The sequence below is a fragment of the Micromonospora sp. NPDC049101 genome (genome assembly GCF_040648675.1).
Classification (GTDB): domain Bacteria; phylum Actinomycetota; class Actinomycetes; order Mycobacteriales; family Micromonosporaceae; genus Micromonospora.
On sequence record NZ_JBEZED010000002.1, the window covers coordinates 181,786 to 201,168 of the forward strand.

General features: G+C 70.4%; 15 protein-coding genes. 4 read left to right on the plus strand and 11 right to left on the minus strand.

What is annotated here, in order from left to right; genetic code table 11:
• Positions 1-16: 16 nt before the first annotated feature.
• The 6 genes from AB0B57_RS03505 to glgB all read right to left on the minus strand — a co-directional run bounded on the left by AB0B57_RS03505 (position 17) and on the right by glgB (position 8,801).
• Positions 17-1,474 (minus strand): aminoglycoside phosphotransferase, encoded by a 1,458-nt coding sequence (locus tag AB0B57_RS03505; RefSeq protein ID WP_357064756.1) that lies wholly within the window; start codon positions 1,472-1,474, stop codon positions 17-19.
• Entirely contained in the window at positions 1,471-3,225 is a 1,755-nt protein-coding gene (gene treS, locus AB0B57_RS03510; RefSeq protein ID WP_357064758.1) for a maltose alpha-D-glucosyltransferase, read from the minus strand. The genes AB0B57_RS03505 and treS overlap by 4 nt, the downstream gene beginning before the upstream one ends.
• Positions 3,222-5,189 carry an alpha-1,4-glucan--maltose-1-phosphate maltosyltransferase gene (locus AB0B57_RS03515; RefSeq protein ID WP_357064759.1) on the minus strand — a complete coding sequence of 656 codons (1,968 nt, stop codon included), beginning with the start codon at positions 5,187-5,189 and terminating at the stop codon, positions 3,222-3,224. The genes treS and AB0B57_RS03515 overlap by 4 nt, the downstream gene beginning before the upstream one ends.
• Before the next feature lie 188 nt (positions 5,190-5,377).
• Positions 5,378-6,073 carry an EthD family reductase gene (locus tag AB0B57_RS03520; RefSeq protein WP_357064761.1) on the minus strand — a complete coding sequence of 232 codons (696 nt, stop codon included), beginning with the start codon at positions 6,071-6,073 and terminating at the stop codon, positions 5,378-5,380.
• Positions 6,074-6,113: 40 nt separating this feature from the next.
• Positions 6,114-6,422, minus strand: a complete 309-nt coding sequence (locus tag AB0B57_RS03525) for a muconolactone Delta-isomerase family protein (protein WP_357064763.1) — start codon at positions 6,420-6,422, stop codon at positions 6,114-6,116.
• A 249-nt stretch (positions 6,423-6,671) separates the two neighbouring features.
• A complete protein-coding gene (gene glgB / locus AB0B57_RS03530; protein WP_357064976.1) occupies positions 6,672-8,801 on the minus strand; it encodes a 1,4-alpha-glucan branching protein GlgB in 2,130 nt (709 codons plus the stop codon).
• Between the two features lie 285 nt (positions 8,802-9,086).
• Here glgB and AB0B57_RS03535 point away from each other — a divergent pair, with 285 nt between their 5' ends.
• Positions 9,087-10,058 (plus strand): hypothetical protein, encoded by a 972-nt coding sequence (locus AB0B57_RS03535; protein ID WP_357064765.1) that lies wholly within the window; start codon positions 9,087-9,089, stop codon positions 10,056-10,058.
• Positions 10,059-10,188: 130 nt separating this feature from the next.
• Here AB0B57_RS03535 and AB0B57_RS03540 read toward each other — a convergent pair whose 3' ends face one another.
• From AB0B57_RS03540 to AB0B57_RS03555, 4 genes are all read right to left on the minus strand, one after another.
• A complete protein-coding gene (locus tag AB0B57_RS03540; protein WP_357064766.1) occupies positions 10,189-11,631 on the minus strand; it encodes an ankyrin repeat domain-containing protein in 1,443 nt (480 codons plus the stop codon).
• A gap of 83 nt (positions 11,632-11,714) precedes the next feature.
• Positions 11,715-12,800 (minus strand): aldo/keto reductase, encoded by a 1,086-nt coding sequence (locus AB0B57_RS03545; protein WP_357064767.1) that lies wholly within the window; start codon positions 12,798-12,800, stop codon positions 11,715-11,717.
• A gap of 8 nt (positions 12,801-12,808) precedes the next feature.
• On the minus strand, positions 12,809-13,288 hold the full coding sequence (locus tag AB0B57_RS03550; RefSeq protein WP_357064769.1) for a VOC family protein: 480 nt from the start codon (positions 13,286-13,288) through the stop codon (positions 12,809-12,811).
• Positions 13,289-13,331: 43 nt separating this feature from the next.
• Positions 13,332-15,044 (minus strand): FAD-dependent monooxygenase, encoded by a 1,713-nt coding sequence (locus AB0B57_RS03555; protein WP_357064770.1) that lies wholly within the window; start codon positions 15,042-15,044, stop codon positions 13,332-13,334.
• Between the two features lie 144 nt (positions 15,045-15,188).
• Here AB0B57_RS03555 and AB0B57_RS03560 point away from each other — a divergent pair, with 144 nt between their 5' ends.
• Entirely contained in the window at positions 15,189-15,629 is a 441-nt protein-coding gene (locus tag AB0B57_RS03560; RefSeq protein WP_357064772.1) for a nuclear transport factor 2 family protein, read from the plus strand.
• 110 nt (positions 15,630-15,739) lie between these two features.
• Here the strand turns inward: AB0B57_RS03560 and AB0B57_RS03565 are convergent, their stop codons facing one another.
• Positions 15,740-17,128 carry an MFS transporter gene (locus AB0B57_RS03565; RefSeq protein WP_357064774.1) on the minus strand — a complete coding sequence of 463 codons (1,389 nt, stop codon included), beginning with the start codon at positions 17,126-17,128 and terminating at the stop codon, positions 15,740-15,742.
• Between the two features lie 221 nt (positions 17,129-17,349).
• On the opposite strand from AB0B57_RS03565, the gene AB0B57_RS03570 reads away from it, so the two are divergent.
• Positions 17,350-18,270 carry a helix-turn-helix transcriptional regulator gene (locus AB0B57_RS03570; protein WP_357064776.1) on the plus strand — a complete coding sequence of 307 codons (921 nt, stop codon included), beginning with the start codon at positions 17,350-17,352 and terminating at the stop codon, positions 18,268-18,270.
• A 76-nt stretch (positions 18,271-18,346) separates the two neighbouring features.
• Complete coding sequence (locus tag AB0B57_RS03575; protein ID WP_357064777.1) at positions 18,347-19,327, plus strand: aldo/keto reductase; 981 nt, start codon at positions 18,347-18,349, stop codon at positions 19,325-19,327.
• The last annotated feature ends 56 nt before the right edge of the window (positions 19,328-19,383 follow it).

Consider the following 19,383-nt stretch of genomic DNA (forward strand, 5'->3'; position numbering starts at 1 on the left):
GGGAAAGGTGCCGTCGTCACTTTGCGATGTCGCCGGTGTGACCGGTCGGCATTTCGGCAGGTCCACTGTCGGCGTCCGGCTGGGCGGCGGCGAACCGGCGTACGGCCCGCAGCGGGATGTCCACCCATCCGGGCCGGTTGCGCGTCTCGTAGACCACCTCGTAGACCGCCTTGTCCAGCTCGTAGGCGTCCAGGCCGGCGCGGTCGCCCAGCGGCACCCCGCCGGCGGCGGTGTAGCCGGCGCAGAAGGCGTCCCGGGCCGCGGTCACCCACTGCCGGGCGACCCGTTGGCGCCCGGGGTCCTCTGGCGCGCCGCCGGCCAGCAGGGCGTGCCCGGCGGCGTACTCCAGCGACCGGAGCATCCCGGCGACGTCCTGCAACGGCGAACGCCGGGTCACCCGGTCCCCGATCGGCGCGGCCGGTTCGCCCTCGAAATCGATGAGCAGCCAACCGTCGGTGGTCCGCAGCACCTGACCGAGGTGCAGGTCGCCGTGCACCCGCTGGGCCCGTTCGGTCGGGCCGGCCGGTAACCGGTCCAGCACCCGACGCAGGGCGGGTAGGTGCGGCAGCAGCACCGGCGCATCCCGGGCGGCGGCGGTCAGCCGGTCGTGCATCCGCGAACGGGCCGCGGCAAGTGCCGGACCTGTCACCTCGGCGGTGCCGAACGCGTCGGCCAGTTGGGTGTGCACCGCCGCGACCGCCGAGCCGAGCTCGGACAGCTCCGGCAGCAGGTCCACCGGCTCCGGCTCGCCGTCCAGCAACGCCCGCACACCGGTGGTGACCAGGTCCCAGCCCTCCCGCGCCCGGGGGACGAAGGAGTGCAGCACCCCGAATGTGACCGGCTGGCCGTGCAGTTCGCCCTCGACCGCGCCGGCCAGCCGGGCCAGGTGTGCCCCGCCGGCCAGCCGGCGGTGCACCTCCAGGTCCGGGTTGACCCCGGGGGACAGCCGGCGGAACAGCTTGAGGATGAACCGGTCGCCGAAGACCACCGAGGTGTTGGACTGCTCGGCGGAGCCGCGCCTGACCCGCAGCCCGGCCCGCCGGGCCAGGCGCAGGTCGGCCGGCCGCTCCGGGACGAACCGCAGCTCACCCACCCGGGCCCCGTCGGCGATCAGCCGCAGCAGCGCCGACATCAGCTCCGGGTCGGCGGTGCCGTCGTAGACCAGCGTCCCGCCGGCGTGCAGCACCAGTTCGCCGCCGAGCCAGGTCGGGGAGTCGTCCGGGCGCAGGCCCAGCAGCAGCTGGAAGTGCCCGACGGTGTCGCCCAGGTGGACGGCGACGACCACCAGCAGCCCTCGCGGCCCGCCGTGCCGGCCGTGGTCGGTCAGCTCGACCGCCCGTACGACCTCGACCTGCTCCGGGCGCCGCCCGCCGCTGCCGAACCAGCGCCGGGTGGGCAACCAGTCGGCCAGTGCCGGCCCCAGCCGGGCCGCGACGGGCTCACCGAAGGCGTACGTCCACGCGGTGGCGGTCACGACGCCTCCCGTACCGGCAGCACCCCGAACCAGAAGAACCCGTGACCGGGCATGGTGAGGGTGTAGGTGGGCCGTTCGACGACGCCGAACCGGGTCCCGCCGGTCAGCTCGACCAGTTCGCGGCCGCGGTGGTCGGACAGGTCCAGCTCGACCGGCTGCGGGCGCCGGGACAGGTTGTACGCGCACAGCACGACGCTCTCCACCGGTGTGCCGTCGTCGTCCTCGCCGACGTGCCGGCGCAGGAAGGCCAGCACGCTCGGGTTGGAGGAGCCCAGTTCGGCGTACTCGCCAAGGCCGAAGGCGGGATGCTGGCGGCGGACCTGGATCATCCGGCGGGTCCAGTTCAGCAGGCTGGCCGGGTTGTTCGTCTCCACCTCGACGTTGACCGCCTGGTAACCGTAGATCGGGTCCATGATGACCGGCAGGTAGATCCGGCCGGGGTCGCAGTTGGAGAAGCCGGCGTTGCGGTCCGGGGTCCACTGCATCGGGGTGCGTACCCCGTCCCGGTCACCGAGCCAGATGTTGTCGCCCATGCCGATTTCGTCGCCGTAGTACAGCACCGGCGAGCCGGGCAGGCCGAGCAGCATCGCGGTGAACAGTTCCTGCTGGTTGCGGTCGTTGTCCAGCAGCGGGGCCAGCCGGCGCCGGATGCCGATGTTGGCCCGCATCCGGGCGTCCTTGGCGTACTCGGCGTACATGTAGTCGCGTTCCTCGTCGGTGACCATCTCCAGGGTCAGCTCGTCGTGGTTGCGCAGGAAGATGCCCCACTGGGCGCCGGAGGGGATCGGCGGGGTCTGGGCCAGGATCTCCGAGATCGGGTACCGGCTCTCCCGGCGCACCGCCATGAACAGCCGCGGCATCAGCGGGAAGTGGAACGCCATGTGGCACTCGTCCCCGCCGACGGCCGGGTCGCCGAAGTACTCGACCACGTCGGCCGGCCACTGGTTGGCCTCGGCCAGCAGCACCCGGTCGCTGTACTCCTCGTCGACCACCCGCCGGCACCGTTTGAGGAAGTCGTGGGTTTGCGGCAGGTTCTCGCCGTTGGTGCCCTCCTCCTCGAACAGGTACGGCACCGCGTCCAACCGGAACCCGTCGATGCCCAGGTCCAGCCAGAACCGCAGCACGTCGATCATGGCCTCGGCGACCTGCGGGTTCTCGTAGTTCAGGTCGGGCTGGTGGGAGAAGAACCGGTGCCAGTAGAACTGACCGCGCACCGGGTCGTAGGTCCAGTTCGACACCTCGGTGTCCACGAAGATGATCCGGGCGTCGGGGTAGCCGGTGTCGGTGTCGGACCAGACGTAGTAGTCGCCGTACGGCCCGTCCGGGTTGAGCCGCGACTCCTGGAACCACGGGTGGGTGTCGGAGGTGTGGTTCAGCACCAGGTCGGTGATCACCCGGATGCCGCGCAGGTGCGCCTGGTCCAGCAGGTGGACGAAGTCCTCCACCCGGCCGAACTCGGGCAGCACCGTGCGGAAGTCGCGGATGTCGTAGCCGCCGTCGCGCAGCGGCGAGTCGTAAAACGGGGGCAGCCAGAGGCAGTCCACCCCCAACCAGGCCAGGTAGTCCAGCTTGCTGGCCAGGCCGCGCAGGTCGCCGGTGCCGTTGTCGTCGGAGTCCTTGAATGCCCGGACCAGCACCTCGTAGAAGACCGCCCGCTTGTACCACTGGTGTTGTGGCCGGGGCGGCCGGGCCGAGCCGAACTCCTGGGCGTCGACCTCGAGGACCCGGCCGCCGACGGTTCCGGCGCTCACGACCGCACCACCGTGGCGATGTGGGCGACCGCCCGCTGCGGCTCCAACCTGACGTAGGTGTGCTCACGCCACTGGAAGATCTCCCCGCCGACCTCGTCCAGCACGGTGAACCGGGCGTCCGGGTCCAGGCCCAACGCCGGCAGGTCCCACCGGACGGTGCCCTCCCGCGGCCGGTGCGGGTCCAGGTTGACCACGACCAGCACCACGTCCGTCCCCTCCGGGTCGGTCCTGGAGTACGCGATCAGCGCGTCGTCGTCGGTGTGGTGGAACCGCAGGGTCCGCAGGGTGCGCAGCGCCGGGTGGGCGCGGCGGATCTCGTTGAGCCGGGTCAGCCACGGTTGCAGCGACCGGTCCTGGGCCAGCGCGGCGGCGTGGTCGCGGGGGCGCAGCTGGTACTTCTCCGAGTTCAGGTACTCCTCACTGCCCTCGCCCACCGCCTCGTCCTCGAACAGCTCGTAGCCGGAGTAGACCCCCCAGGTCGGCGACATCGTCGCGGCCAGCGCCGCACGCAGGGCGAACATCGCCCGCCCGCCGTGCTGCAGACTGGCGTGCAGGATGTCGGGGGTGTTGACGAACAGGTTGGGTCGGGCCTCGTCCGCGTGTGCCACCAGGTCGTTTCCGAAGTCGATCAGCTCCTGCTTGCTGGTACGCCAGGTGAAGTAGGTGTACGACTGGCTGAAGCCCAGCCTGGCCAGGCCGTACAGCCGGGCCGGTCGGGTGAATGCCTCGGCGAGGAACAGCACGTCGGGCCACTGCTGCTTGACCCGCCAGATCAGCCAGTGCCAGAAGTCCGGTGGTTTGGTGTGCGGGTTGTCCACCCGGAAGATCCGTACCCCGTGCTCGACCCAGAGCAGCACCACCCGCAGGATCTCGGCGTAGAGGCCCGCCGGGTCGTTGTCGAAGTTGAGCGGGTAGATGTCCTGGTAGCGCTTGGGCGGGTTCTCGGCGTAGGCGATGGTGCCGTCCGGTCGGGTGGTGAACCACTCCGGGTGCGCGGTCACCCACGGATGGTCGGGCGCGCACTGCAGCGCCAGGTCCAGGGCGACCTCCAGGCCGAGGCCGCGCGCCTGGGCCACGAACGCGTCGAAGTCGGCCATGGTGCCCAGCGCCGGGTGCACGGTGTCGTGGCCGCCGGCGGCGGAACCGATCGCCCAGGGGGAACCAGGGTCGTCGGCCGCGGCGGAGATCGTGTTGTTCGGGCCCTTGCGGTGCTGCTCCCCGATCGGGTGGATCGGCGGCAGGTAGACCACGTCGAAGCCCATTGCGGCGATCCTGTCCAGCTCCCCGGCGGCGGTGACGAGCGTGCCGTGCACCGGCTCGCCGGTGTCGTCCCAGCCCCCCGTCGAGCGGGGGAAGAACTCGTACCAGGCGCCGGACAGGGCACGGGGCCGGTCCACCCAGACCTGCCGGGTCGGCCCCCGGCTGACGAACTGACGGACCGGGATCCGGGACAGGGCGGCCCGGACCTCGGCGCTCTCGGCGGGACGCAGCCGCTCCCGTAGCGGCAGGGCGGTGTCCCGCAGCGCGGCGGCGGCGGCCGACAGTAGCCCTCGGCCGTGACCCGCGCCGGGTCTACGGGCCACCCGGTCCAGCAGCCGCGCGCCCACCTCGAGGTCGTTGTCCAGTGAGCCGGCGCCCTGGCCGTCGGCCAGTTTGGCGGCCACGGTGTCCCGCCAGCTCTCCCACGGGTCAGCCCAGCCGTCGACCCGGAACGTCCACAGCCCGGCGACGTCCGGTGTGATGGTCGCCAACCAGGAGTCGGTGCCGGGTGCCCCGGGGGTCATCCGGGTGCTCCGCGGACCGTGGTCCCGCGGGCCGCGCCAGACCACGGTCGCGGCCACCCTCTCGTGCCCTTCACGCCACACCGTGGCGCGTACGGTCATCTGCTCGCCAACGACCGCCTTGACGGGGTGGGCCCCCTCGGCGACGACCGGGGAGACGTCCTCAACGGCGATTCTCTTCATTGTCGCGATCACTCCTCCCGCCGTGGCCGGGAAGCCACGGGCAGGCAGACGGGAACCCGTCCGCCACCGCCGTCGGACGGCGGTGGCGGACGGGTGGCGCCGGTGACGGCCGGTCGGGGTTCCCGGGTGGTCCCGGCCGGAGGCCGGCCACGCCGTGGACACGTCGCCTGTCACCGGAGCTGGCCAGGTCAGCGGCTCTCCGGCCCGATCACCCAGTGCTCACGGGTGAGCATCTGGTGGATGTAGCGGGGCTCGACGAAGCTCCGCAGTTCTTTCTCGGCCTGTTGGAACTCCGCGGAGGACAGGGCACGGTGGACCGACTCGACGTCGTCGAACCACAGCTGGTACGCCGCGTCGAGCACCGCCTCGCCGATGCCGTACGCACCGTCGCGGGTGTGGCCCTGCAGGTAGCCGCGCAGGCCGGGGACCTGACGGACGAGTTGGGCGTGTTCACCGAGGCTGCGCCGGCGGAAGTCCGCCAACGGCACGCCCTCGCGCCGCTTGACCAACCGGATGAGCTTGACCCCGGGACCGGTGCCGGTGTGCGCGGGTGGCTCGACCAGGACGTGCGCGTCGGTGTCGAGTACGACGGTGCGCCAGAACGCCGCCCAGCGGGGTTCGTCGAGGCGGGCCCCCTGCAGGAACTCCTCGGTCTGCAGCGAGGCCAACTGCTCCTCCTCGTTGGCCAGCCAGATCTCGGCGACACCACTCCACAGTGGCTCGTCATCCCGGTCGTCGAGCGGGATCCGGGTGTCGATCATGTAGCGGCGGATCTGCGGGATCTTGCTCGCGTACTCGACGGCGTGCACGTCGAGCCAGTACCGCTGGAATTCCTCCTCCGACATACCCGGCTTCGGGTAGGCGAAGATCATCTGATGGATCACGTCTCTTCCTCTCCTCGTGCGGGCGGCGCCGGGGCGCGGGTCAGACCTTGTACCGCTGCTGCACGTCGGCCGCGAAGCCCAGGTAGTCCCGCAACGGCCAGACGACCTCGAACTCCAGGTACTCGCGCATCGGGAGCCGGCCCAGAGCGGTCCGGTCCAACTCCTCGGCATTGGGTGAGTCGATGATGGCGATGACGCGCTTCTGGGCGGCGACCTTCCAGATGCCCACGGCGAAACCGGAATCCACGGTCTCCTGGGCGTGCGCGGTCTCCTCGGCCTCGATCTCCCACAGTTCGTCCAGGGTCACCCGACCCTCGTGGTTCCATTTCATCTGAACGTAGAACAGCATCTACCTCTCCCGTCGACAGATCTGGGCGGTCATTCGGAGGCGGCGGTGTCCACCGGGTTTGTCGCGGCACGCGTACCGGAACGGAATTGTCCGGGGATCTCCGTCAGCGGTACGGCGGCGGCGAATTACGCCTGCCTTCGCTGGATGAAACAATTATCGGCAATCCGTACGAGCGGCGGCAACGCCGACCGCACGGAGTGACGGGTGCCGTTCGTGTCGGCCGTCCGCGGCGACCACCGGCGTCCCGGTTCACCCGGGGTGGGCGGCGGATTCCGGGCGTAGCCACAGCGTCGTCAGTGCCGGCAGCCGGAGTACGGCCGAGGCCGGCATCCCGTGCCACGGCAGCGGCTCGGCCCCGACGACCCCGAGGTTGCCCGCGCCGCCCCCGCCGTAGACTGTGGAATCGGTGTTGATCACTTCGAGCCACCGGCCGGTGCCCGGCAGGCCCACCCGGTGCGCGTCCCGGTCCCGGTCCGACAGGTTCGTCAGGCAGACCACGACGCTTCCGTCACCGGCCTGTCGCAGGAAGGCGTACGTGGCACCGTCCGCGTCGTCGGCGTCGATCCACCGGAAGCCCTCCGGCCGGTCGTCCAGTGACCACAGGGCCGGCTCCCGCCGGTACCGTCGGTTCAGGTCCCGCACCAGGCGACGGATCCGGTCGTCGGCCTGCTCCCAGGCCAGGCCGTGCTGCTCGCTCCACTCGGAGAGCTGGCCGAACTCGCAACCCATGAAAAGCAGCTGTTTGCCGGGATGGGCCCACATGTAGGCCAGCAGTGCCCGCAGGTTGGCCCGCTGTGCGTCCGGGCCGCCGGCCATCTTCGTCAACAGCGAACCCTTGCCGTGCACCACCTCGTCGTGGCTGATCGGCAGGACGAAGTGCTCGCTGAGGGCGTACGACGAGGCGAACGTCAGGGCGTGGTGGCGAGCGGGTCGGCGACCCGGATCCTCACCCAGATATCCCAGGGTGTCGTGCATCCATCCCATGTCCCACTTGAAACCGAACCCCAGGCCGTCCTGGTCGGTGGGTCGGGTGACGCCGGGCCAGGCGGTCGACTCCTCGGCGATCATCATGATCCCCGGGTGCAGGCGGTACGCCGTGGCGTTGACCTCCTGCAGTAACGAGACCGCCTCCAGGTTCTCCCGCCCGCCCCGGGCGTTCGGCAACCACTGTCCGGGAGCGCGGGAGTAGTCGAGGTACAGCATGCTGGCCACCGCGTCGACCCGGAGCCCGTCGACGTGGAACTCCTCCAACCAGTAGAGGGCGTTGGCGACCAGGAAGTTGCGTACCTCCGGCCGGCCGAAGTCGAAGATCGCGGTTCCCCAGTCGGGGTGCTCACCCCGCCGCGGGTCCGGGTGCTCGTAGGTGGGTGTGCCGTCGAAGTGCCGCAGCGCCCAGTCGTCGGTGGGGAAGTGCGCGGGAACCCAGTCCAGGATCACCCCGATCCCGGCCCGGTGCAGCCGGTCCACCAGGTGGCGGAACTCGTCGGGGGTGCCGAGCCGGGGATCCGGAGCGTAGTAGCCGGTCACCTGGTAACCCCACGACCCGCCGTAGGGGTGCGCGGCGACCGGCAGGAACTCCACGTGGGTGAAGTCCAGGTCGTCGAGGTAGGCGACGAGCTCGTCGGCCAACTCCAGATAGGACAGTCCGGGCCGCCACGAGGCCAGGTGCACCTCGTAGACGCTGACCGGACGGTGCAGCGGTGTCGTCTCGGCCCGCTGACGCAGCCACGCCCGGTCGCCCCACCGGTACGACGACGCGACGACGACGCTGACCCGCGACGGGGGCGGCTCGGCGCACCTGCCCAGCGGGTCGGCCTTGGCCCGCCACCGGCCGTCGGCGCCGCGTACCTGGTACATGTAGCGGGCCCCGTCGCCGATGTCGGGGACCAGGATCTCCCACACCCCCGAGCCCCCTAGCCGGCGCATCGGCAGTCCGTCGCCGACCCTCCATCCGACGAAGTCGCCGACCAACCGGACCGCCCGAGCCCGCGGCGCCCACACCGCGAAGCTGACACCCGCCGGACGGACCCGCGCGCCGAGGACCGTCCACAGCCGTTCGTGTCGACCCTCGCCGATGAGGTGCAGGTCGAGCTCACCGAGGCTGGGCGGATGACGGTACGGGTCGTCGGCCGGCTCGCCGTCGACGCTCAGCCGGTAGTCGGTGACGGATCCGTCCACCGTGGCCTCGAACAGGCCGATGGAATGGACGCGGGTCATCGGACGGGTCGAGGTGGGCAGCACCAGTTCCACCCGGTCGGCCCCGCGGCGTATGGTGCGTACCACAGTCGTGTCGCCGTGCCGATGGGCACCGAGTACCGCGTGCGGGTCGGCGATTTCGTCGGACAGGATCGCCTCGAGCCGTGCGTCGATGAAGGACATTTTTCCCCCGGACAGCGTCGTCGTGCCGAAAATAGGTCGTCGCATTGTTGTATTTCCGGGTTCCGGAGGCCGGCAAGGTGGAGTCGACGTAGTGGTGCGGGTCGAATACTTCCCACCTGTGGGATCGGCGCCGACAAAGTACGCCTGGTACTCGGGATACCACCACCAGCGGCCGCTGTCGGCGGCCCGCGCGGGTGACCATAATCGGAGATGGTGCACCAATGACGACATCGCGGAGGTGCGTCCTAATTCGTGAATCCGTAAACTCCTGGCGGGAGAGAGCGAATGTCTGACGTGACCGCGGCCGCAGCGGGTGCGGGATTGCTCATCCTGGTCTGGCTGAGCGTGGTCCGGACGGTCTTCGTCCCGCAGCGTGGCTCCTCCCGGGCGGCGCGGTGGACCGTCCAGGTGCTGTTCGCGGTGAGTGTGGGTGTCGCCCACCGACTACCGGTACCGCTGCGCCGTCTGCTGCTCGACATGTACGCCCCGGTCAGCCTGTTCGTCGTGGCGATCGCCTGGGCGCTGGGTGTGGAGGTGGGCTTCGTGCTCCTGGCGCGGTCGGCCGGCCTGGTCGTGAACCTCGACGACCTGACCCGGTTCCTCACGCTCCGCCTCGATGGCGCCGCTGTCGTGTGGCAGCTGGGCGCGTTCGGGTCGGTGGCGCTGGTGGCCGGCGCCTTCCTGGCCCATCTCGTCCGTTTCGTGATCGCCTACGACCGACGTGAGCGGATGCTGACCGGGCTCCTCGTCGATCCGTCCCTGCTGGCCGACCCGGACCACCTCCTGACGGACCTGAGGCTCGCCCAGCGGCACCGGGTCGACGACTACTTCGCCGACTGGGACCGGTGGCTGGCCGAGACCTGCCACGCCCACCTGAGCTGCCCGGCGCTGGCTCACTCCCGGTCGGCCGGTTCGTTGTCCTGGCTACAGGCCGCGGTGATCGTGCTGGACTCCGCGGCGCTGCTGGAGGCGGTGGCACCCACCGTGGCACCCTCCGGGGGGCGCGCGTTGCTGCGCAACGGGTCGGCCTGGCTGCAGCAGGTGGCCGAGCAGATGGGTGTGGTCATCCATACCGTGCCGGTCAGCCTGCAGGGCCGGGAGGAACGGGCGTTCGACGAGACCGTGGGCGTGGCGATCAGCGTGGGCCTGACGGAGGAACGGGACCGCCACCAGACGTGGACGAGGTTCCAGCAACTGCGGGGCCGGTACGCCCCGTACGCCGCCGCCATCGACTTCCAGTTGGGCCGGTGGACCTGACCGGGCGGTGCCCACCCGCGGCCGGTACGGAGGCGACGCTCCGCCGTCGCCGGCCCGGATGCCTCCGGGCCGGCGACGGCCCGCCCCCCGCACCGCGGCCGGGCGGGGTTGCCCCGCCCGGCCACGGCCGTCAGGCGTTGTCGCGGACCAGAGCGGTGATCTCGTGGTCGTCACCGAACACCTCGATCGCCACGTCGAGGGGGGTCTTCCCGTCGTGGCCGACGCGGTCCAACGCCGCCCCGGCCTGGATCAGCACCCGGGCGCAGTCCGCGTAGCCGTGCCAGAGCGCGTCGTGCAGCGGGGTGTAACCGTTGGTCGCCCCCTGGTAGTTCAGGTCGACGCCGGGAGCGGCGACGAGGATGGCGGTGATGTCGGCGTGGCCGTTGTACACCGCCTTGTGCAGCGGCACCGCGCCGAAGGTCGGCTCGGTGGCGTTGACGTCCGCACCGGCGGCCAGCAACGCGCGGACGATGGCGGTGTGCCCGTCGCGTGCCGCGACCAGCAGCGGCGTGTGCGCGTCGTTGAAGCCGTTGAGGACCGGGAACCGGGCGTCGACCGGCGCGCCCTCGTCCAGCAGGGTCCGCACCTCATCCAGGTCACCCCTGGTCACCGCCGCCATCAACCGCTGCTGCTGAACCTGCCGCTCGTCGTTCTCGGCACGCCTGCGCAGCATCTGCTCGGCGGCCAACAGCTTCTCCTTGCCGAGGCTGTTGACGTTCAGCTCGTACTCGAAGTGCTCCTTCATGGAGAAGCCGTAGTGGGTGGAGAGGTTGACCCCCGCGTTCCTGTCCAACAGGTACTCCACGACGTCCGGCCACTTGTACCACAGGGCGTCCATCAGCGGCGTGTGGCCGGTCGTGGCGGCGACGGCGTCGACGAAGGCCCCGGCTTCCACCAGGACGCGGACCGTGTCGAGGTCGCCGTTCTGCACCGCCTTGTGCAGAGCGGTGCCGCCGGCGCGGCTGTCGGTGCTGAAGACGTCACCGCCGGCGTTGATCAGGGCCTTCACCAGGTCGGCGCGGCCCTCACCGGCGGCGGTCTGCAGGGCTGTCAGACCGGTCGCCGGGTCCCGGTGGTCGGGGTCCGCGCCGTCCCTGAGCAGCTTCGTGACCTGGTCGGCGGCCCCGTCGCGGATCGCGGCGAGGAGCCGCTGCCCGATGTCGGACCGGAACAGCTCGACCTCGGGTACGGAGTCGAAGAAGGCCTTCCAGTGCGCGATCCGGCCGTCTTCGTCGACCGTCAGCATCATCGAGAACTCGAAGTCCACGGTCATGCCGGTCCCGCGGTGCCGCAGCTTCTGGTAGTTGACCACGAAGGCGCGGTTGCCCTCGGCCAGCAGTTCCCGCTGCTCGAACTCGAGAATGTCGGTGAAGGCGGTCCGCAGCCGGAACGCCTCGACCACCTCGTCGTGCCCCCGCCACGTCCGCAGGTTGGGGATGACGGTGTTGAACTCGTTGCCGGGAAGTTCGAAGACGATCGACGGGGACAGGGCGTCGAGCACTCCCTGCAGGTTGCCCGCCTGTACGTCCTCGAAGAGCTTGCGGACGATCTCCCTGGTGCGTGTGGTGTCCATCTCTACCTTCCGTGGATCCGTCGTACTGTCGGTGGGACCACCGGGCACCGCCCGGATGGTGCGGGGGCGGCCGCGACTCGTGGCTAGTCGCGCGGCAGCGGCAGCGGCGAGTGGACGTCATCGGCGACGCCCCGCCGGTCGCCGGTGCGCCGGTCGTCGATGTCGAACCAGCGGCGGCCGTACATGTCGTTGACGGTGACGTCCTGGCGCAGCAGATCGTGCGGATAGCCCAACGGGGTCCGGCTGGCCTCGTCGAGCCGGTTCAGCTGCTCGTTGCTCAGCGTGACCTCGGTGCTGCCGAGGTTGTCCCGGATCTGCTCCTCCTTGGTCGCCCCGAGCAGCGGTATGACGGTCCCCGGTCGAGCGCGCAGCCAGGCGAGCGCCACCTGGGCGGAGGACCAGCCACCCTCCCCGGCCACCTCGGCGACGATGCGGATGAGGTCGTCGACGCCCCCCATGCTGTTGTGCTCCCGGGGCGCCACGGTCAGCCGGCCGGTGCCCCCGCGCAGGTACTTGCCGGTCAGCCGGCCCTCCGCCAGGGCGCCCCAGCACAGCACGGGGATGTCGAACTGGCGGGCCATCGGCAGCAGGTCGCGCTCGGCGCCCCGCTCCAGCAGGTTGTAGCGGATCTGCAGGCCGACGAACGGCGACCAGCCGCGCAGGTCGGCAAGCGTGTTGGCCTGGGCGACCTCCCAGGCGGGCCAGTTGGACGCGCCGACGTAGAGGATCTTGCCGGCGCGCACCTGGTCGTCCAGCGCCCGCATGATCTCCGGCACCGGGGTCAGCGTGTCGTGCGCATGGACCCACAGCACGTCGATGTAGTCGGTCCGCATCCGGCGGAGGCTGGCATCGATCGAAGCGACCAGGTTCTTCCGGTGGCTGCCCGCCGAGTTGATGTTCGCCAGGTCGGTCTGCAACGTGTACTTGGTGCCCAGGACGAACCGGTCACGGCGTCCCTTCAGCAGCTCGCCGAGGATCTGCTCGGAGGTGCCACCGGTGTAGTGGTCGGCGGTGTCGATGAAGTTCCCGCCGGCCTCCTCGTACCGGTCGAGGATGCGGGCGCTGGTCTCGATCGGAGCTCCCCAGCCCCAGTCCTCACCGAAGGTGACGGTGCCCAGGGCGAGTTCGGAGACCCGTACGCCGGTCCTGCCCAGAACGGTGTAGCGCATGCCTCTCCTCATTTCGTGACGACAGGGCTGTACTGCTCGTACAGTTCGATGAGTTCACCGGCGGGACCCTTGACGAAGGCCACGCGCACGAGCATCTCTGGTGATCCGTTGATGGTCACGGTCGTCGGTTCCCCGGACCACTGGTCGAAGGGGAACGCCGCGCCGCCGGCGCCGAGACAGTTGCGGTACGCCTCGTCCACGCTCGGCACGATGAGGGCGATGTGCTGCAGGGGCCCGGCGGAGGAGTCGACGTCACGCCGGCCCCCCGGGAAGAGCTCGACGTAGGTGTGCCCGCCGAGTTCGATGTAGACGCCCCGACCGCAGTACACCACCTGCCCGGTCTCGGTGAAGGTCCTGGTCCACTCGTAGGTCCGGGAGAATCCCAGTCCCTCCCGGTAGAAACGCAGGGACTCGTCGACGTCCGGGCAGGAGATCGCCACGTGCATCAGGGTGGCGGAACCCGGCGGACGGCTGAACTGGGTGGTCATGGGCCGCTCCTTCCGTTCGTTGTGTCGGTGTGGTCGAGTGCCGTCACCTGGAGTTGAGCCAGGTCCGTAGGCGGGCGGGCAGGTCGGCCGCCGCGGCTGCCGGGGCGGTCAGGGCGACGTGCCCGTCCGGTCGGACGAGGACGGCGTGCGGCAGGTCGGCGCTGACCGCCACGCTGATCGCCGTCGGGCTGTCCGCGGCGGCCCTGGTCGCCGCGTCCAGGTCCGCGTCCGGGGGCAGCAGCATCGACCAGCCCAGCCCTTCGGACATCCCCGGCCGCGGTGGCATCCGGTCACCCACCGCGGGCTTCGGCGTGCCGGCGCCGCCGCCGTAGCTGACGCTCAGCTGGGCCAGCCGGTTCGCCAGGTACGAGGAGAACTCCGGCAGCCGGCCGAGGGTGGCCAGCATGGAGTTGCGCAGGTGGATGCTGGCGGGATCGCTCATGGTCGACACGTCGTGCAGTTGGGCGGTGAAGGCCAGCAGCCCCTCGGCCATCGGCCGCCGTTCCGCGTCGTAGGTGTCCAGCAGGCCCGGGCTCGCCGTGCCGTCCAGGACGGCGGCGAGCTTCCAGGCGAGGTTCAGCGCGTCCTGGATGCCGGTGTTGAGCCCCTGGGCACCCACCGGGCTGTGCACGTGGGCCGCGTCGCCGACGAGGAACACCGGCCCGTCGGCGAAGGTGTCGGCCAGCCGGTGCCGGACCTGCCAGATCGACACCATCTCCAGCGACCGCACCTTCGCCCCCGCCGCGGAGGGTCCCCGCAGGTCGAGCATCTCCTGTACAGCGGCGAGATCGGGGGTGGGCGTGTCGTCGTCGACAAGCGCGACGATGCGGTAGCGGTCACCGGGCAGGTGCGAAACGGCCAGCAGGCCCTCCGGCGAGAAGAAGAAGCTGATCTCCCCCTCCGGGCCGGACCAGTCCATCACGAACTCGATGAGGGCGAAGTTGTGCGGTCGGTCGTGGCCCCGGAAGGGGATGCCGACGCGTTCCCGCACCGTGCTGTGGATCCCGTCGCAGCCCACGACGTAGCGGGCCTGGACGGCCTGTACCGCGCCGGTGTCGTCGTCGGACACCAGCACCGTCGAGCCTGGGTACTGGCGTCGCACGTCCAGCACCGTGTGGCCACGGTGCACCCCACCGCCCAGGTCGTTCAACCGCGCCTCGAGGACCTGCTCGGTGGTCTCCTGCGGGATGGCCAGCACGAACGGGAAGGGTGTGTCGAGCTCGTCGAACGGGGTGGTGAGCAGCACCTGCTCGCCGTCGCGGGCGGCGAAGGCGCGACCCGGCCGGCCCCGCGCCACCATGTCCTCGGCCACCCCGACGGCGGCCAGCGACTCCAGTGTCCTGGCGTGTAGGGCCGCGGCGCGCGAGTACGGCGCGGGGGCCGATCGGCGTTCCACCACGACGTGGTCCACGCCCGCGGTCCGTAGGGCGCAGGCCAGCGCCAACCCCACCGGACCCCCTCCCACGATGAGGACGTCCGTTCTGCCCGGTAGCCTCGTGCCTCTGCCCACTGACATACCTGTTCTCCTGCCGCTGATCGTTCGGTGCAGTGCTGACTGCTGCGTTTCTGGACCGGTGTCGATCGTTCCGTCGCATCGCGACCGTGACATCGTTGGAACGATGGCCGGTGATGTATCGATGATCGGAGTGAAATGGCTCCGGTAGCAACGCCGACCGCACGGAGTAGACCTGCCGATCGCACCGGGGAAATCGCCGTGCTCGCTACTCCCGTGGACCTGACGGAGTCTTCGCGCCATAGCGGTTCAGCAATGGTTATCTATCGACGTAGAGCTATGGTCAAAAGTGCAGGAGTGTCGTTTCCGACAAGTCGTTTCCGCGGCGTGGACGGTATTCACCGCCGCGTTCGACAAGGTCGGTCGGTCAAGTGGAGGAGTAGACGAGTGACCCCACACGAGGAGTTGTCGGCGGACGCCCGGAGGGCGCGCAACGTCGCAACGTTGCGTGACTACTACCGGTTGCTGTCCCGGCTGGACATCGACGGCTGGATCGAGCTGTGGGCCGAGGACTGTCTGCAGCTCATGCCGTACGCCACTGGAGGGCTGCCGTCGAGCGTGGTCGGACGGCCCGCGGTGTACGAGCTGTACAAGCAGATGGCGACGGGCTACTCGGTGCTGCGCTACGACGACGTGGAGTTGTACCCGCTGCAGGACCCGGACAAGGTCTTCGCCCGCTGGAAGCCGACCGCCCTGTTGGTGGACGGCACGTCGTACCGCAACGAGAACGCTGCCCTGTTCGAGTTCGACGCGGCCGGACGGATCGTGCGCTTCGTGGAGTACTTCAACCCGGTGCCGCTGCTGGAGGGAACCCCCGGCGTCGGCTAGGAAGGGCGCACGTGGCGGACGCGGCCGGGTCCCGCGTCCGCCGACGGACGGGCGGCGGTGGTCCCCCTCGGGACCACCGCCGCCACGTGCCTGTCAGGACCCGTTGACCGTCAGGCCGGGGTGCCGGCGGTGACGGGCCGTGCCGCGGGTCGGCGCAGGAACAGCGCGGCGACCACCGCGCCGGCCACGGTGACGACGGCGCCCACCAGGAACCCCGCGTGCAGGGCGGTGAGGGCGGGCTGCTGGCCCGCGCTGGTGAGCTGCTCGGTGCGGGCGGTGACCACCGCCGCGAGGATGGCGACGCCGACGGCGCTGCCCACGTGCTGGGCGGTCTGTGCGAGCCCTCCGCCCAGGCCCTGCTCGTGCTCGCCCAACCCGGAGGTCATGGTGCCGATGAAGGCCACCACGGCCAGGACGTGGCCGAAGCCCAACCCGGCGGTCGACGCGATGAATAGGGCCAGGTTGCCCTCGAGGGGCAGCGCGAGCATCGCGGCGGTGCTCAGGCCCTGCACGAGCAGCCCGGTGATGAGCGTGCTGGTCGTGCCCAGACGCCCGATGACCCGGGATGCCAGGCTTCCGGCGACCATCGCGGCGATGCCTTCGGGGAGGAATCCGACGCCGGTCGTCGTGGGCGTCCACCGCAGCACGTCCTGCATGTAGAGACTCAGCAGGACGGTGGTCCCACCGCACATGCCGAAGGTGATGAACCCGGTCAGGCCGCCCCACTTCACGGTCCGCCGGTTCAGGACCGGCAGCGGTGCCAGGGGTGCCGGTTGCCGCGCCTCCACCAGCAGGAAACTGGCCAGCAGAACGATGGCGGCGACGACGGTCAGCACGGTCGGCGTGCTCGTCCAGCCGTTCTCACCGCCGACCGAGATGGCGAACACGAGGGCGAGCAGGCCGAGGGTGGCCAGCAGGGCACCGGGAATGTCCAGGGTGGTGGCGCTGCGGTTCTCCGAGCGCGGCAGCAGCGCCAGCGCGCCGACGAGGACCGCGGAACCCATGACGACCAGCAGCAGCATGGTCCACCGCCAGCTGATGCCCCCGGTGATGACGCCGCCACCGATGGTGCCCAGCACGAAACCCAGGGACAGCAGGGCCCCGCTGAGCCCCAGTGCCTTGTTCCGCCGGGGCCCTTCAGGGAACGAACTGGTGAGCAGGGCCAAGGCCGTGGGCCCGACCATCGCCGACCCGATTCCCTGGCCGGCTCTCGCCGCGATGAGCATCCACGGCGCCGTGGCGAGGCCGGCTACGAGGGAGAACCCGGTGATGATGACGAGGCCGGTGAGAAAGAGCCGGCGGCGGCCGAAAAGGTCGGACGCCCGACCCGCCAGGAGCAGGAAACCCGCGGTGGGCAGAATGAAGGCGGTCATCACCCATTGCAGGTCGCCGGCGCTGACGAAGTTGAGGTCCTGGCCGATCACCGGCAGGGCCACGGTGACGATGGAGAAGTCCAGTGCGACCATGAACTGGGCGGCGCACAGGGTGATCAGTGTCAACCAACCGCGGGTGCCGAGCTTCGCCGATTGTGCGGATTGTTCGGAAGTCGTATCGACGGTATTGCCAACCATGATCGCCTCTCAATTTGCACGACGGAGGTGTATTTAATCAGGGTGCAACGACTCGGCGGGCTTATCCAGCCCTGTGGTTGAGCTAGAACCAGGTTGCCTGGCATTCGGAATACCAGGCTCTGCGGCGGCGGAGACTGGATAATGGCGGCATGGAGCCGAGAACGGAGTTGGGTGAGTTCCTGCGTTCCCGACGGGCCCGCCTGAGGCCCGAGGACGTCGGGCTGGTCAGTCACGGCGGTCGACGGCGGGTGCCCGGGCTGCGCCGGGAGGAGTTGTCCATGCTGGCGGGGGTCAGCGTCGCCTACTACACCCGGCTGGAGCAGGGGCAGACCAGGGGCGCCTCGGACGCCGTGCTCGACGCGATAGCGCGGGTGCTGCAGTTGACCGACGACGAGCGCACCTACCTCTACAACCAGGCGCGTCAACGGCCCAGGGCGCTCCGTCGGCCCCGGCCCGAGCAGCTCCGGCCCGCGGTCAGGGCGATGATTGAGGCCTTCGGCCGGGTCCCCGCGCTGGTGATCGACCGCAGGGCCGACGTGTTGGCGTGGAACCGCCTGGGCCACGCACTGCTCGCCGGCCACCTGCCCTTCCTGGCACCGCGCAGCGAACGCGAGCGGCCCAACCTCGGCAGGTTGGTCTTTCTCGACCCGCACATGCGTGACCTCTACGTCGACTGGCGGGGCAAGGCCCGTGACGCGGTGGCGTACCTGCGGATGTCGGCGGCCCGCTATCCGCACGACCCGCGACTGACCGAGCTGATCGGCACCCTGACGGTGCTCAGCCCGGAATTCGGCGGCCTGTGGGCGGCCCACCCCGTCCGGGAGTGCGCCCATTCGGTACGGGAGTACCGGCACCCACTGGTGGGGTCACTGCACCTTCGGGACGAGTTGTTGTGGCTGCCCGACGACGAAGGCCAGCGCATGGTGATCTACGGGCCCGACGCCGACGACTCGCCGACCGCCGCGGCGTTGGCCCTGCTCGCCGACATGACCATCGAGCAGGCGCAGGCGGATGGACCAGACGCGGGCGCCGCGGCCGGGACCGCCGGTCGCCGCCTGCTGGCCACCTGAGCCGTCTCCGCGCGAGTCGCCGGACCGTCCGGGTCCCGGGCGACGTTGTCCGACCAGACCGATGAAAGGATGAGACGTGGGTGTTCTGCCGACCCGACGGCTCGGGCAGTTGACCGTCAGTGCCCAGGGCCTGGGCTGCATGGGGATGAGCGAGTTCTACGGCACGGGCGACGACGACGAGTCCGTCGCCACCATCCACCGCGCGATCGATCTCGGTGTGACGTTCTTCGACACCGCCGACATGTACGGGCCGTACACCAACGAGCAGTTGGTCGGTAGGGCCCTGCGCGGTCGTCGGGACGACGTCGTGCTCTCGACCAAGTTCGGGGTGGTGCGCGAGGAGAACCGCATCCGCGGCGACGCACCGTACGTCCGCCAGGCCTGCGACGCCTCGCTGCGTCGCCTGGGGGTGGACCACATCGATCTGTACTTCCTGCACCGGATCGACCTGTCGACGCCCGTCGAGGAGACCGTGGGGGCAATGGCCGAGCTCGTGGCGCAGGGGAAGGTGCGCCACCTCGGCCTGTCCGAGGTGGGTGCCGCCACACTGCGCCGGGCCTGTGCCGTGCACCCGATCGCGGCCCTGCAGACCGAGTGGTCGCTGTGGTCCCGTGACATCGAGGACGAGGTGCTGCCCGCCTGCAGGGAGCTGGGCGTGGGCGTGGTGCCGTATTCTCCGCTGGGCCGCGGCTTCCTCACCGGCCGTTACCGGTCGAGCCAGGACTACGAGCAGGGTGACTTCCGGCAGGAGGGGCAGCCCCGGATGATGGGCGGCAACCTCGCACGCAACCTCGCCGTGGTCGACCAGCTTGGTCCGTTGGCCGAACGTCACGGGTTGACCGTCGGCCAGTTGGCGCTCGCCTGGGTGCAGAACAGGGGTGCGGACGTCGTCCCGATCCCCGGCACCCGGCGCCGGACCCATCTCGAGGAGAACGTGTTCGCGGCCACGGTCGAGCTCGACGAGGCCACCGTGGCGGCGCTGGAGGCGGCCGTTTCCCCCGACACCGTGGCCGGGGGTCGTTACCCCGCCGACGCGATGCGCTTGATCGGCGCCTGAGCGGCGGAGATCACGCCCCGGGCGTGATCTCCGCCAGCACCGTTCGTACCAGGTGA